We start from the raw sequence: 15080 nt of genomic DNA, 5'->3' as shown, positions 1-15080 counted from the left end.
CTCGACGTGCGGTCACGAGTGGTCAGCAGGACGCTGGAGCCATGCTGACGTTGGGCCATCTGACTGCGGGTGAGCGGCCGCTGCTGCGGTGGACCTGCCGTGACGATGCGCCCGAGAACCCCAGCCGCGTGGTCGACAAGGTCATGCGCTGCGGTCCGGACGGACCGCCCATCGGGGAGCGCACGGCGCGGGCCCTGATGGTGGTCCCCGGCGGCCACAGCCTGGCCTGGGTGCGGCTGCGGGCCGAGGACGCCGCGGGGGTGGTCCTCTGCGGCGACGGCGAGGACCCGGACACGCACGAATGCGGCCTCGTACCGGTGCTGAAGCCGACGTTCCCCGGCACACCCGTGCGCGTCGCGGAAGCCCTGTCGGGTGTGCACGTCGCGGCACTGCACAACCAGATCCGGCAGGTCGAGGAGTACGTGCACCTGGCGGCGGAGGCGATGGCGGAGGGCGGCGGGCCGGACTCCGTCCTCGAGTGGGTGGAGCGGGAGACGGGCGCCAGGGTGATGGTGGTCGACGGTCACCGTGAGCAGACGTGGCCCGAAGAGGTGATGAAACAGGCGGGACTGCTGCGGGAACTCGTCCACGGCCGTGAGCGGGGACCGGTGCGGGGCACCGCGCAGGGCCGCTACGTCGAGGTGTGGCCGGTGGGCGTCGGCCCGCCGCACCGGCTGCTGATCGTCTCCCACACCAGGCCATGGAGCGGCCGGGGGAGGGTGGGCCTGGCGGAGACGGCGGTGATGGTCGCCGGGCTGCTGCGCGAACAGGAGGTCACCGAGCGCGAGCACCGGCTGCGTGCCGCGGTGCTGGCCGCCCGGACGTCCGGATTCCAGTACCTGATGGTGGGGGACGTGACGTCCGCCGGGCGGGCCGTGGAACCTCTCGCGCCGGGGCTGACGGCAGCCGGCGTCGTGCAGCTCGCCGTGGTGGAGATCGCGCCCGGCGAGGACCGCGGAGAGGTCGCGGCAGAAGTGGAGGAGGCGCTTCAGTGGGGCCGGTCGCTGACTGTGCTGTGCCCCGTCGACGAGGAGCAGATCATCGTCATCTGGGACGGCGCGCAGGCTCCCGTCCAGACCGTTCTGGAACCCGTCGCGGAGGCGCAGCCGGCACGGGCCGTGGGAGTGAGCGGCAGCGGGCCCCTCGAGCACGCCGCACGCCTGTACGAGGCTGCGGCGGTGAGCGTGGAGGCGGCCCGGCGCACAGCGGGCGGCGTGGCGGTGCACGACGGGCGCCCGCCGCTCGCCGAGCTGCTGGACGCCTCGGCGCGCGCCTGGGCCCGGCAGCTGCTCGCGCCGCTCGACGAGAACCTGGCCGCGGTCGAGCGGCGTCGGCTGCTCGAGGTGTGCCAGGCAGCGATCACGATGGGAACGGCGGGCGCCGGCCGGCTGCTGGGCCTGCACCGGGAGACCGTCGCGGCGAGGCTCGACGAACTGACGTACCGGATCGGACTGGACCGCACGCGGCTCGGGGACCGCGCGACCCTCGACCTCGCGCTGCGGCTGGCGAACCTTCCGCCGCCCGTACCGGGAACGGTGCCCCCGGCGGGGGGCGTCCGCGCCGTCCTCGCCCAGGAGGGCGCGGCCATGTGGGGCGGCGGCGTGCTCGCCGGGCTCTCCCCACGGCTGCTGTCCGCCGTCACGACGTGGGTGCACCACGAACTCGACGACCAGGAGACTGCCCGCGAACTGGGAATCACCGGCGAATCGCTCGTGGGATGGCTGCGGGAGGCCGGAACGCTGACGCACCTGCCCCTGACCAAGGAGAGGCCGTCGGCAGTGCACGACCTCCTCTGGGCGCTGTACGTCACCGGACGCGTCCGGCCCACCAGCCTGACGCGGGGAGACGCGGGCAGCGGCCGGCAGGGCGTGACCGCCGCCGAGACCGCGGCCGAGAGCGAACCCCGTACCGACCGGCTGCACCCGGCACGCGTGTACGACTACTTCCTGGGCGGCCGTACCAACTTCGCCGCCGACAGGACAGCCGCACAGGAGGCCGTGGAAGCGGCGCCCGCGGTGGCCATGATGGCCCGCGAGAACCGTGGCTTCATGCTCCGCGCGGCGCGGTACCTCGCAGGCCGGGCGGGCGTGCGGCAGTTCCTCGACCTGGGCGCGGGCATCCCCACCGAACCGAGCCTGCACCAGGTCGTCCAGTCCGAGGAACCGTCCGCGCGGGTCGTCTACGTCGACAACGACCCCGTCGTCCACGCCCACGCCCAGGCGCTCCTCGCCAGCAGCCCCCAGGGCCGTACCGCTTTCCTCCTGGCGGACGCGACCGAACCGGACAAGATCGTCACGTCCCCCGAGGTCCGCGGCAACCTCGATCTGGAGCAGCCTCTCGCGCTCTCCGTCGTCGCGCTGCTTCCCTGCATCACGGACGACGAGCTGGCGCACGAGATGATCCACCGCTTCACCGCCGTGCTGGCCCCCGGCAGCTTCCTCACGCTCACCCAGCTCACCGCCGACCACTGCCCGGACGACATGGAGGCAGTGCGCGAGCAGTACCGCAGACAGTCCGGCGTACCGCTCCGGCTGCGGACGTACGAGGAGACGGCCGCGCTGCTCGACGGGCTGGAGCTGGTGGAGCCAGGGATCGTGCTCGTACACCGGTGGGGCTCGGACCGTACCGAGCAGGACCTCGCGGACGACGATCCGCGGGTGGGCTCCTACGGGGCGGTGGCCAGGATCCGCGGGTAGGCGGGGTCTGTGCTGCGCGGGTGCCGGGTGTGTCCGTGACGGATGCTGTGCCTGCCCGCCTGCCCGCCTGCCCGCCTGCCCGCCTGTCCGCCTGTCCGCCTGCTTGCCGGACGCGGGCCGGTCCTCCGGCGGCCGGTGCGAGAATGACGGACGAATACCGCGCCCGTGTCACCCGGCACAAGGCGGCGCCGACCCCGCAGCAGGAGACCACCCGACGTGACCCAGGACAGCCCTGTCCCGTCCGGCGACGTACACCCCGGCCGTCCCGAACTCCGGGCGGACTGCGCGAACTGCGCCGGGCTGTGCTGCGTCGCTCTGCCCTTCTCGGCCTCGGCGGATTTCGCCGTCGACAAGGACGCCGGTCAGCCGTGCAGCAACCTCCGGCAGGACTTCGGCTGCGGCATCCACGCACAGCTGCGCGAACGAGGCTTCCCCGGCTGCACGGTCTTCGACTGCTTCGGCGCGGGCCAGAAGGTCTCACAAGTCACCTTCGGCGGACGGAACTGGCGCGAGACGCCCGGCGTCGCACGGCAGATGTTCGAGGTGTTCGCCGTCATGCTCCAGCTCCACGAACTGCTCCGCCACCTCGCCGAAGCCTCGGGACTCCCCGTCGGCCGTCCACTGCGGCGGGAGCTCCGTACGGCCTACGAGAGCACCGAGCGCCTCACGCGCGGCAGCGCCGAGGAGGTACTGGGCGTGGACGTCCCGGCCCACCGCGAAGCGGTCGGCGACCTGCTGCTCAGGGCCAGCGAGACGGTGAGGTCGCGCGTTCCGGGCCGGAAGAAGAACCACCGGGGCGCCGACCTGACCGGCGCGGTACTCGCGAACGCGAAGCTGCGGGGCGCGTCACTGCGGGGAGCACGCCTCATCGCAGCCCGCCTTACCGGCGCGGACCTCAGGGACGCGGACCTCATCGGTGCCGACCTCCGCGATGCCGACCTGAGCGGCGCGGACCTCGCCGGGAGCCTCTTCCTCACACAGCCGCAGCTCGACTCGGCGCGGGGTGACAGCTCCACCAGGATTCCGGCGGGACTCGGCAGGCCCGCGCACTGGGCGCACGCAGGAGGCGCGTAAGCGTCGCCGGAGTCTCCGTCGGCACCCTGGGGGCGCCGTCGCGTCGCGTCCACCGGCTTCGGCGGATGTCCTCCGGTGACCTCGGCGGCCGTCCTCAGGGAGCAGTGGGCAGTGGGCAGGGGCCAGGGAGCTGGTGAGCCGGGGTCAGCCGCAGCATCCGCCGCCGCAGCACCCGCCTCCGCCGCCCCCCGCCGGAGCAGCGGCCGCTGCGGGAGCGGACGACGAGCCGCCGCCGACTGCGACGGTCGACAGCAGCTTCACGGTGTCCTCGTGTCCGTCCGGGCAGCTCGCGGGGGCGCCGGATTCCGCCATGGGACGGGTCAGTTCGAACTGCGTGTCGCACTGGCGGCAGCGGTACTCGTAACGAGGCATGGCGGAATGGTATCCGGCGGCGGGAACCGCTGCCGGGGGCGCGTCACCACCGTCCACGGTGGGTCACCGGACGGCAGACGGGCTCACCGTCCGGCAGCCCGGTCCTCCCGGATCTGCTCGACGACGTGCTGCACCGTCTCCTTGACCGCGTCCAGCTCGGTCAGCAGATGCCAGTAGTCCGGATGGCGTCCGGACAGCGACGCGACGGCGCGGTCCACCCGCGTCACGGCGTCGTCCAGCGGCCCGGCGTGCCTCGGGTCGGGCGTACTGCGGCCGGCCATCGCAAGCCGCTGCGCATCGCGGATCGCGAACCTCGTCCGCTCCACTTCCTTCGTCTTGTCGAAGGAGACCTCGTTGAGCCGCTGCAGCCTGTCCGCTGCGGCCTTGATCCCCTCGTCCGCGGTGTTGAGCAGCGCCCGCACCGTCGAGAGCTGCGCCGCGGCGTCCGGCCAGCGCTGATCGTCCCGGGCCTTGCGGCCCTCCGCCAGCTTCTCCTCCGCCTGGCGCACCGACCGCGCCGCCTGCTCCGGCACCTGCTGCAGGTCCTGCCAGCACGCGGCGCTGAAGCGTCGCCGCAGCTCGCTGAGGACGGGCTCGACCTGGCCCGCCCGCGTATGCAGCGCCTGGGTCCGGGTACGCAGCGAGGCGAGCCGCTTGTCGATCTCCGCTGCCCGCTCGGGCAGGCGCTGCGCCTCCTCGCGGACGGCCTCCGCCTCACGCACCACACGGTCGGCCCGGTGCAGCGTCTCCTGCACGCCGTGCCGGCCGGCGCCCTCGTTGAGCTTCGTCAACTCGGGGGAGAGCGCCGCGAGCCGTCCGGCCAGGTCGTCGGCCTTCAGCCCCGAGTCGCGTACGGCGTCCAGCGCGTTCGACGCCGCCAGCAGCCCCTGCCGGGCTCGTTCTACGGCCGGGGCCAGGCGCGCCAGCTGGGTCTCGGCCTGTGACAGCAGCGAACCCAGACTCTGCCCGAACCGCTCCAGCTCGCCTTTCACCCGCTCCAGGTCCTGCCGGGCCTTGTCCAGCTCCGCCCGGGCCCGGGCCGCCGTACCGGAATCCAGGTCGTCGCGGTCCAGGTCGTGGGCGTCGACCGCGGTGATGTACTCGTGGCTGACCTGGTCGATACGGGCGCCGAACTGCTGGAAGTCGGCGACGGCCTTGCGGGCGGCCGGGGAGTCGTCGACGGCGCTGAGGGTCTCGATGGAGATCCGCAGATCACGCTGGGCGGTGTCCAGGTCGTAGAAGGCGGCTGCGGCTGCGTCCTTGGCCTCCTGCGCACCGGCCCGCTGATGTTCGGTACGGCCACTGCCCCAGCCCCAACGGCGTGTGCCGCCGCCGTTCATAGCCGCCACCGAACCTCTCCCCGTATCCCCATGCCGCACCAGTGGATCACAGGCCATTGTCCCACTCCGTGCCAACGAACACACGAGGCGGATCGTTCACGATCCGCCGGTACGCCGGTACGGCGGGGGCTCCCGGAGGGGCGGTCGGCGTTTGTACCGCGCGGGCCGGGACAGGGTAGTCTGTGGCCTCGTCCCACTCGGGCGCATAGCTCAGCGGTAGAGCGCTTGCCTTACAAGCAAGATGTCACTGGTTCGATCCCAGTTGTGCCCACCACAGCAGCAACCCTCTTAGCAGCAGCCGAAGGGCCGTCCACGCCAGCGCGCGGGCGGCCCTTCGCGCGCTTGTCGCGAGGTGGGGAGCCAATAGGGGAGCCACCGGCGGGTGCGGCCCAGCTACGTGGACTCTTCCTCGGCTTCCCCGGGGGCGAAGAAGCCCGCCTCGCGGTCGACGCGCTGGAGAAACGCAGTCGCGAGGAGAGGGGACGTGGTGGCCGGCTGCATCGTCCATGCAGAACGCGGATCGCGGTTCCGCTCACGGAAGTTCGTCCACGCCCTCAACCGTCGCCGCCTGTGAATCTCTGTCGTCGGGTTCGCGCTCGCCAATGAGCGAGTTCGTGCCGGGTGGTGAGGGTGTCGGGGTGGTCCGGGCCCTGGATTCGTTGCCGGTCGGCCAGCAGTTGCTCAAGGGTGGTTGCGGCGTCGGCCGCATCGCCGGCCATTCCCTGCCACCGGGCCAGATTGTGCCGGGTGGTGAGGGTGTCGGGGTGGTCGGGTCCCAGGATTCTCAGCCGGTCGGCCAGCAGTTGCTGGTAGGCGGTTGCGGCGGCGGCTGCGTCACCTGTCTGCCCGCGGCAGTGCGCCAGGTTGCTTCGGGTGGTGAGGGTGTCGGGGTGGTCCGGGCCCTGGATTCGTCGTCGGTCGCTCAACAGCTGCTCGTAGGCGGCTGCCGCACCGGCTGCGTCACCTGCTTCCGCCCGCCAGTGCGCCAGATTGTGCCGGGCGGTGAGGGTGTCGGGGTGGTCCGGGCCGAGACGGCGTCGGGTTTCTGCGGTGAGGTGGTGGAAGTAGCCGCGGGCGGTGGCGGCTTGCCCCGACTCGCCGAGGCTCAGGCCGGTGCGGAACAACACGGCGTGGACCTTGGGCCGGTACAGGGCGTCTTCCGCTGCGTGGATGAGGGAGTCGGTGTTGGCGCGCAGGGCCTGGGCGAGGGCGGTGTCGCGTTCGACGGCGGGCCATGCGGCGATCAGGGCGTCGGCAGCAGTGTGGGCGAGGGAAGCGAGCTGCTCGGTGGTGACGGTGTCGCGGGCGGCACGTTGGATCAGCTGATGGACGCGGACGGCCTGGTGGGGAGCGTCGGGGTTGTGGTCGATCAGGCTGAGGCGGTGCAGTGCCCGTAGTGCGTGGGCTGTGTCTTCCGTCGTCACCTCGGCCGTCTCCCGATGGGCGACCGCGCGGTGGGCAGTGAGGTGGGTGCGGACGGGTTCGCTGGTGAGGACGGTCTGGGGGATGCCGTTGGGGTCGAGCATCGCGGTGAGTTGGAGCATGGGCCTGGCCAGTCCCACCGGGCGGATTTGATCGGCTCGTTCGACGGACAGGGACCAGGCGGCGGCCGCGGTGGTCGTCTGTCCGTCGGGCAGCGCGCCCGGCTTGGGAAGCAGGTCGGCCAGCGTCCTGACCCGGTCGGCCAGCATCCGCCGGTACGCGGCGCAGGTCAGGGCGGCGTCGATGATGTACGCGGCGGCCTGCGACAGAGCTAGGGGCAGGTATCCCAGATCGGCGGCCAGGCCGTCGATCTCACCGGTTGGCTCGTGGTGCCCGTGTGCGGCCAGTACGGAGGAGAGGTAGGCCGAGGCCTCGGCGGGGGTGAACAGCCCTACGTTCACCCGGCGGCGGCCCTGCCCGGTGAGTGCGGCATCCCGGCGCCGGGTGGTGACCAGGGTGCGGCCGTGCGGGTCGTTCGGCGGCCACAGCCCGCGCAGCGCGGCCGGGTCGTCGACGTCGTCCAGGAACACCAGCCAGCGGCACATCTCCTTGCCGGCCTTGGGCTCCAACCAGGCCAGGAACGTCCTGGCGGCCGCCTCCGGGTCGTCCGGGCAAGCGCCCAGCAACTCCACGCCGGCTTGCGCGTATCCGGCCACGACCGCTGCACGGGTGGTTGCGCTGATCCACACCAGCACGTCCGCCTCGCCGTTCTCCCAGGCGGTGCGGGCGTAGTCGGCGGCCAGCTGGGTCTTGCCCACTCCGCCGGTCCCGGTCAGCACTCGGCCCATCAGTGCCGTGCCCTCTTCCGCCACTGCTGCCCGCAACTCCTCGACTGTGGCCCGTAGTTGGAAGGAGGAGGCTCGGGGAGGGAGCACGCCGACCTGGTGCGGCCACGTGGCCGGGGTCCGCGGGGGCTGCACCATCTTGAGACTGCCGACCGCCAGGGACCCGCTGACAGCGATGCCGCCCTCGCTCGCGGAGGCGGGTCCGGTACCGGCCACCTGCACCCGGGCTTCAGGACCCGGTTCCGGCCCGTGATAACCGGTCACCGCCGTCGCGCCAGTGCCGGCCGTAGCGTTACCGGTGTTCACGGCATCGACCACCGGCTCCTCCACGGCGCTGCTGTCAGCCGGTTCGGACCGGGCGGCATCGGAGCCCTGAGCAGGTGCAGGCCGGTCCTTGCGCCACCTCATCCCGGACATGCCCCCGTTTCCCGTGCTGTGGCAGTGCCTTGCCGGTTCAGCTGTAGTCGATGCCGGAAGCGGCGCTGCTGCCGCCGCCGTCTGCGGTCGCGTCCCCGGTCCGCTCCGCGCTCGCCGACCCGCGCCCCGCCCCCCGGGGGCGCCGCACGCCCGTGACCGCCGTGCCTCCAGCAGTAGCCCTGGCCCTCCCGGTGGACACGGCGGTATCCGCCGGCTTGGGAGCGGGAGCGGCCGGGGACTGGAGCAGCGCCCAGACCAGGGCGGCGATGCCGGTGGCGCCCTGGACCGAGGCGCCGACCAGCTGGCCGGTGCCGGGGCTGTCCAGCAGCCAGAAGAACGGTGTCGAGATGGCCAGCACCCCGGCAACCACGACGACAGCGATCTTCCTACCCGGTGACATATCCCCCCGCCCCTCCCAGTGACTGACCGATCGTCACATCCGCTGCGGACAACCGGACTTCACCGATAGCCGGAACCTACCCGCCGCGAGTCGACGGTTCCAACGAACTCGGGCATCAAGTCCGCACCGCACGACGTCAGTCCCCACGCCGGCCGGTCCAGGTGATCGTCGCATCGCAGTCCCACGCAGGCACAGGGAGCAACGGCACGAAGCTGTCGCGCAGTTCGCGCGGTGTCCACGCATCCTCCGCTGCACCGGGGGCGTCGCGGAGCACAGTGCGGAGAGTCCGACGCACGACGCACGTGGCGAGCGGCCAGTTCCGTCCCGGCCCGTGAGGCGAACTCGAGTCCGTGACACCAGGATCGACGGCGTCACATACTGATGCTCGTTCAATTCCGACAACGGGGTCTTGTCTTCGGTCTTCTGCGTCCAGCCTTCCAGGACAGCGACTTCTGGCGCCATCACGATGGGGAATCGCAGTGAACGCACCTACGTCGCCGGCCGTTTGGGTTGCCGGCGAGACCGTCGACGGCCGGTACCGGGTGATCGGCGAGCTCGGCCGGGGCGGGATGGGCGTCGTGCACCGGGTACGGCATCTCGCCTGGGGCATCGACATGGCGGTGAAGAGTTCGCGGCCCGAGCTGTTCCGGAGCCCCGGCGATCAGGAGCTGTTCGTCAGGGAGGCCGAGGCGTGGGTGTCGCTCGGGCTCCATCCGAACGTCTGCGCCTGCCATTACGTGCGGGTGATCGACGGTGTCCCCCGCGTGTTCGCCGAGTACGTCGACGGCGGCAGCCTGTCCGAGTGGATCGGCGACGGGCGGCTCCACGCCGGGGACGCGCGGCAAGCCCTCGCCCGGGTTCTCGACACGGCAGTCCAAGCGGCCCGTGGGCTCGAGCACGCCCATGCCGGAGATCTGGTGCACCAGGACGTGAAGCCGGCCAACATTCTGCTCGACGGCACGGGCGCCGCGAAGATCACCGACTTCGGTCTCGCCCGGTCCAAGGCCACCACGGCCCCAGCTGACCTCCAAGTGGCCCCGGATGTCAGCGTGTTGGTGCCGACCGGCGGCATGACGGTCGGTTACGCGTCCCCGGAGCAGCTCGCGGGCGAGCCCGTCGGGCGGCGCAGCGACGTCTACAGTTTCGCCGTCTCGGTCCTGGAGATGTTCACCGGCGGTGTGCATTGGGCGGCTGGTCCGGTCGCGGGTCTCGCGCTGGAGGAATACCTGGCCGACCCCTCGAATCCGGTCGCGGCGCCGCCGGAACTCGCCCACCTGCTCCGGCGCTGCCTGCGGCAGCACCCGGCCCACCGGCCGCCCTCGATGGCGGACATCGCGGATGTACTGACCGGGATCTACGAGCAGGTGACCGGCTCGGCGTATCCGCGTCCCGCGTCGGAGGCCGCCGATCTGCGCGCCGACGAGCTCAACAACCGTGGCCTGTCGCTCCTCGACCTGGACCGGGCCGCCGACGCCGAGCAGGCCTTCGGCCAGGCGCTCGCGGTCGACCCGCACCACGTCGGGGCCGTGTACAACGGTGGCCTGTTCCGGTGGCGTACGGGGGCGATCACCGACGGGGAACTCGTCGCCCGGTTGGAGGCGATCCCGCGTGGGTCCGGCGCGTCGTCCTGGCAGGTGCAGCTGTTTCTGGCCCGGGTCCACCTCGAACGCGGCGACCTCGCGGCGGCGCGCGACCTGCTCGACGCCCTCGCGCGCGAACGGCCCGACGACACCGACGTACGGGCTGCGCTGCGGGTGGCGGCCTCCGGAACGGTGGCCGATGCCCGCCGCACCAGCACCCGCGTCTTTCGGGAGCCGTTCGCGCTGCCGTTCGCGCCGGTGGAACTGCTCGCCCGGCACGAGGTGATGGGCTACCTGCCGATCCGGTTCACTCCCGACGGACGCCTCGCGCTGAGCGGCCACTGGGACGGCGTGCTCCGGCTGTGGGACACGGCGACCGGCGCACAGCGGTCGGCGGTCGAGGGCCACCGCACACAGGTGCTCGGCGTCGACCTCACCCCTGACGGCTCGTACGCACTGTCCACGAGCCACGACGGCACGGTGCAGTTCTGGGACCTCGGGGCGGGCAGGTGTACCCGTGTCATCCGCTCCGCCGCACGCGCCACGGGGTGCCCGGTCAGGTTGAGTGCCGACGGGCGCATCGGCGTGTGGCAGGGCGCGGACGGGCGCGTCCAGGTCTGGGAACCGCGGACCGGAACACGCCGGTGGTCGCTCGGGGCAGCGTTCAGAGACAACTATCTGGACGGCTCGCAGTACGAGGTGAGCGCGGACGGGCGCCATGTGCTCACCGCCGAGAAGGACGGGGCGCGGCTGTGGAGCGTGGCCGACGGCCGGTGCCGGGTGCTGGCCGCCGGCTCGGCGACGCATGCGATGTGCTTCAGTCCCGACGGGCGGATGGTCGCGGTGGCCGGCGAGGACCGGGTGATCCGGTTGTGGGACGCGGAGGACGGCCGGCAGGTCCGTACGTTGACGGGGCTGACCGCCGCGGCCGGCCACCTGGCCTTCGGCGACAGCGGGCGGCTGCTGCTGTCCGGAACGACCGGCGACCACACCGTCCAGGTCTGGGAGCTGAGCAGCGGCCGGTGTCTGCGGACCTTCACCGCCGACGCGTACGGAATGCACCACGTCGGATTCCCGGACAGCGACGGCCGGTTCGGCTGCTCCGTCGGCGGCCATCCCGAACTGCCCATACATCGCTGGCGGTTGCCCGACACCGACTACGCCGCCGAGCCGCACGTGATCAAGCCGCGCGAGTACGCGGAGGTCAGCCGGCTCGGCGGACTGGCCGAGGAGCTGCTCGCCGACGCACGCCAGGCGATGTCGAACGGCCGACACCGTTCAGCCCTCGGCCTGTTGACCCGCGCACGGGAGATACCGGGGTACGAGCGCGCGCCCGAAGTCCTGGCCGCCTGGCACGAACTGGGCCGCTCGGCGCGCCACGTACGGCTGCGCTCCGCCTGGTCGCGGCCACTGGACGCCGGCCACCTCTCCTTCGGCGCCATCACGGCGATCGGTGTCGCCGCGGGTGCCCGGCTCGCCGTCAGCGGGCAGAGCGACGGCACCGTACGGATCTGGGATCTGGACAGCGGCGCGTGCACGCGGGTCCTCGACGATCACCGGGGCAGGGTGGGCGAGGTGGCGTTGAGCGACGACGGCCGGTACGTCCTGTGCGAGGGCACCGAGCCACTCGCGATCACTCGGCGGCGACTGGCGGACGGCGAGTGCCGTCGGCTGGCTCCGGACCGGGACATGAGAAGGACCATCAGGTTCACCGGCGACGGAAGGTACGCCTGGTTCGGCAGCGGCGACGGTGTCCTGCGCCGATGGGACCTGGACGACGACCGCTGCGTCGCGACGATCACCCGGAACGGTCCGGTCAACGTGATCTCCACGTCCGCGGACGGGCGGCTCGCGGCGGTCGGCGACTGCAACGGCGTGGTCCGGCTGCGGGATCTCGACACCGGCGCCTGCCTGCGGAAGTGGACCGGCCCCCGGGAACCGATCCTGTCGGCGTGCCTGAGCGCCGACGGCCGCCTGGCCATGTCGACACACCAGGTCATGTCTTCGGGCGCCGAGGACGAACCGATCCGGCTGTGGGACGCCGGCGCCGGGCGGTCCGTACGCGAGTTCACGGGCCACGAGGGCTGGGTCTCCGCCGTGCGGTTCACCCCCGACGCCCGGTTCGCCTTCTCGGCCGGCCACGACAGATCCGTACGGATGTGGGAGGTCGCCACCGGCCGGTGCCTGCACGTGCTCGAAGGGCACCAAGAACGCATCCGGCACCTCGAACTCACCCCCGACCTGCGCAACTTGGTCTCGGCGGGAGACGACGGCATCCGGCTCTGGGACCTCGACTGGGAGTTGGTGGCCGACTGAGGTGAGCGGGGTGCGTACCGTCCGGCACCGCCGCGGACGGCACGCTCACGTTCACCGTCTCGTCCTCCGAAGCCCCCACACACACAAGGAGACGATCTTCTGTGACGCCCCCGGCCACCGTCACGCTCACCCTCGTCGAGGGCCGGGTGGAGCCCGGCGCGTACGTCTTCGAGGAGCGCACCACCTGCGTACTCGGCCGCTCCGCCGACTGTTCGCCGCAACTGCCCGACGACGCCGACCACAAGACCGTCTCCCGCCACCACTGCCTGCTCGACATCAACCCGCCGGACATCCGCATCCGCGACTTCGGCAGCCTCAACGGCACGTACGTCAACGGCGAGAAGATCGGCCAGCGGCGCCGGGGCCTCACCCCCGAGGAGGCCGTCGCGCATTCCTACCCCGAGCACGACCTCCAGGACGGCGACCGGATCCGCCTCGGTGACACTGTGTTCCGCGTCGACATCACCCGGCCGCGGGTCGCCACGCTGAGGCTCGCGCGCTGCGCCAAGTGCGAGCGCGAGCTGGGCGACGAGGCGGGCGGCCGCCCCGGCGAGGTGCTGTGCGCCGCCTGTCAGGCCCGGCCCGACGCCGTGCTCAAGCTGCTTCTCGAGCTGGCGCACGGCGGCCGCGCCGATCTGAAGGCGATCCGCGGCTACTCGGTGATCCGGGAGCTCGGCCGTGGCGGCATGGGCGCGGTCTACCTGGCACGGCACGAGGCCACCGGCGTCGAGGTGGCGCTGAAGGTGATGCTGCCGAAGGTGGCGGCGAGCGAGACGGCGCGCGCCCGGTTCCTGCGCGAGGTGGCGCTCACCCGGGCGATGAGGCATCCGCACATCGCCGCGCTGCACGACGCGGGCTTCGCGAACGGAACCTTCTATCTGACAACCGAGTTCTGCACCGGCGGCAGCCTGGACCGGCTCGTCGCCGAACGCGGCGGGCGCCTCCCGGTCGAGGAAGCGGTGCCCCTCGCGGTGCAGGCGCTCAAGGGCCTGGAACACGCGCACGGACAGGGCGTCGTCCACCGCGACCTGAGCCCCTCCAACATCCTGCTGCACGGGGAGACCGACGGCTCGACGACGGCGAAGATCGCGGACTTCGGCATCGGAAAGGCCTTTGACCAGGCGGGCCTGAGCGGGCTGACACGCACCGGCACCACGGCGGGCAAACCGATGTTCATGCCGCGCCAGCAGGTCGTCGACTTCCGCAAGGCCACCCCCGCCGTGGACGTCTGGGCATTGGCCGCCTGCCTCTACCACACGCTGACCGGAAGGACCCCGCGCGAGTTCCCGCGCGCCAAGGACCCCTGGCAGGTCGTCCTGCAGGAGCCGGCGATCCCGATCCGCCGTCGCGACCCGGCCGTCCCACGACGCCTCGCGGAGATCATCGACGCGGCGCTGCGGGAGCAGCCCGAGATCGGCTGCGCGAGCGCGGCGGAACTGCGCGGGGCGCTGGAGCGGGAGCGGTGGTGAGCCCCGACTGCGGCCCACGGAGCCGGGCGGCTTCTGGAGGCGCTGCTCGGGCGGGCCTCCCCCTCAGCTCGCGGTCCGGCCCGGATCGCCTCAGGAGCGCGATGTCACTGGTTCGTTCCCGGTTGTGCCCACTCAGCCGGTACATGCTCCGAACAGCAGTCGAAGGGCCGTCCGCGCAGCTGCGGGGACGGCCCTTCGAGCGCTTGTCGCAGTCGGGAGCCGGACGGGGAGCCGGTGCCCGTGAGTGACTACGTCACGGCCGCCTCTTCCCCTCTCCTCGCCGGCGAAGACTGCGTACGCCGCTTCGGCCCCGCGCTGCGCCGGGACGGGTGTCGAGTGGCACGCGTCAGCCGGGCAGGCCGGGGAAGGACGGCGTGCCGGGGATGTAGTCGAAGTGCGGCGTCAGCGTACCGAGGGGCTCGCCTCCCTCCAGGGCGTCGATGTCGCTGTGCGCTTCGATCAGATTCTCGGCGTCATGCGTGAAGTAGAAGGGGATCTTCTCCAGGCGGAAGCCGGTCGGGCTGGGGCGGGCGCCCTTCATCGCCTCGAAGTAGTCGGTGTCGGCGATCTGTGTCTCCTCGGAGAGGGTCCGGCCGTCCAGCTCTACGCCCGCGGAGTATCCCGGCCGCGGCATGACGCGGATCCACGTCGGCTTCAGGGTCGCCGTCTGGCCGGACTCGGTGTGGTGGAGCCTCAGACCGCCGGGGTAGTAGATACGGCCCCTGGAATCGAGGCCGTCGCCGGCCGTCGATCCGATGGGCATGCTGAACCCGTTGCCGTCGGCGTGCATCCTGAAGGGGCTGATGGCCTCCACGGTGATGCCTTCCCGGTCGAGCCACTGCTGGGCCTCCGGGGAGAGTTCGACGTCCGCGCTGCCCCAGGGCGAGATGTAGGCGCCGGGGATCGGTGCCGCGGCTGACGTGGTCCCGGCCGCGGCAGGCGAAGCGGCGCCTGCCTGGGCGATCGCGAGCGGCATCAGCAGCGCCGTTGCAGAGGCCAGCAGGGCGAAGCGGCGACGCAGTCCGTGCTTGAACATGAAGTGAACCTTTCCGAGAAGCGGGACACATTGAGCCAGTGCCGGACGGCCGGGGCCACGGCATGCCGGGAACCGAGAGACCACCTGAACAGGCCCTCGTGAAACGGGAGTTG

General features: G+C 72.1%; 9 protein-coding genes, 1 tRNA gene and 1 pseudogene. 6 read left to right on the top strand and 5 right to left on the bottom strand.

Annotated elements, in window-relative coordinates:
- The first annotated feature begins 41 nt into the window (after window positions 1-41).
- Together ACFPA8_RS02955 and ACFPA8_RS02950 are read left to right on the top strand one after the other, a co-directional pair.
- Entirely contained in the window at window positions 42-2696 is a 2655-nt protein-coding gene (locus ACFPA8_RS02955; RefSeq protein WP_386441767.1) for an SAM-dependent methyltransferase, read from the top strand.
- 216 nt (window positions 2697-2912) lie between these two features.
- Window positions 2913-3770 carry a pentapeptide repeat-containing protein gene (locus tag ACFPA8_RS02950; protein WP_386441765.1) on the top strand — a complete coding sequence of 286 codons (858 nt, stop codon included), beginning with the start codon at window positions 2913-2915 and terminating at the stop codon, window positions 3768-3770.
- Window positions 3771-3914: 144 nt separating this feature from the next.
- On the opposite strand, the gene ACFPA8_RS02945 is transcribed toward ACFPA8_RS02950, so the two are convergent.
- Entirely contained in the window at window positions 3915-4142 is a 228-nt protein-coding gene (locus ACFPA8_RS02945; RefSeq protein ID WP_386441762.1) for an FmdB family zinc ribbon protein, read from the bottom strand.
- Between the two features lie 83 nt (window positions 4143-4225).
- Window positions 4226-5482: a coiled-coil domain-containing protein gene (locus tag ACFPA8_RS02940; protein ID WP_386442794.1), complete on the bottom strand. Its 1257-nt coding sequence runs from the start codon at window positions 5480-5482 to the stop codon at window positions 4226-4228.
- Between the two features lie 199 nt (window positions 5483-5681).
- Here ACFPA8_RS02940 and ACFPA8_RS02935 point away from each other — a divergent pair.
- Both ACFPA8_RS02935 and ACFPA8_RS02930 read left to right on the top strand, forming a co-directional pair.
- Window positions 5682-5756: transfer RNA gene (locus ACFPA8_RS02935), tRNA-Val, on the top strand.
- Between the two features lie 155 nt (window positions 5757-5911).
- A pseudogene (locus tag ACFPA8_RS02930) lies at window positions 5912-6053 on the top strand (IS3 family transposase); the annotation flags it as partial.
- Here the strand turns inward: ACFPA8_RS02930 and ACFPA8_RS02925 are convergent.
- Window positions 6037-7965 carry a tetratricopeptide repeat protein gene (locus ACFPA8_RS02925; RefSeq protein ID WP_386441759.1) on the bottom strand — a complete coding sequence of 643 codons (1929 nt, stop codon included), beginning with the start codon at window positions 7963-7965 and terminating at the stop codon, window positions 6037-6039. The pseudogene ACFPA8_RS02930 and the gene ACFPA8_RS02925 sit on opposite strands and share 17 nt — an antisense overlap.
- 238 nt (window positions 7966-8203) lie before the next feature.
- On the bottom strand, window positions 8204-8566 hold the full coding sequence (locus ACFPA8_RS02920; RefSeq protein ID WP_386441756.1) for a hypothetical protein: 363 nt from the start codon (window positions 8564-8566) through the stop codon (window positions 8204-8206).
- 479 nt (window positions 8567-9045) lie between these two features.
- Between ACFPA8_RS02920 and ACFPA8_RS02915 the strand changes: the two genes are divergently transcribed.
- Window positions 9046-12462 (top strand): WD40 repeat domain-containing serine/threonine protein kinase, encoded by a 3417-nt coding sequence (locus ACFPA8_RS02915; protein WP_386441753.1) that lies wholly within the window; start codon window positions 9046-9048, stop codon window positions 12460-12462.
- A 101-nt stretch (window positions 12463-12563) separates the two neighbouring features.
- Window positions 12564-13931, top strand: a complete 1368-nt coding sequence (locus ACFPA8_RS02910; protein WP_386441750.1) for a protein kinase domain-containing protein — start codon at window positions 12564-12566, stop codon at window positions 13929-13931.
- A gap of 346 nt (window positions 13932-14277) precedes the next feature.
- Here the strand turns inward: ACFPA8_RS02910 and ACFPA8_RS02905 are convergent, their stop codons facing one another.
- Complete coding sequence (locus ACFPA8_RS02905) at window positions 14278-14967, bottom strand: hypothetical protein (RefSeq protein ID WP_386441747.1); 690 nt, start codon at window positions 14965-14967, stop codon at window positions 14278-14280.
- Window positions 14968-15080 lie beyond the last annotated feature (113 nt).

This window comes from Streptomyces ovatisporus (genome assembly GCF_042653885.1).
GTDB lineage: Bacteria > Actinomycetota > Actinomycetes > Streptomycetales > Streptomycetaceae > Streptomyces > Streptomyces ovatisporus.
The sequence above is the reverse complement of the archived record's forward strand: the minus strand, read 5'-3'. Positions and strand labels throughout refer to the sequence as shown.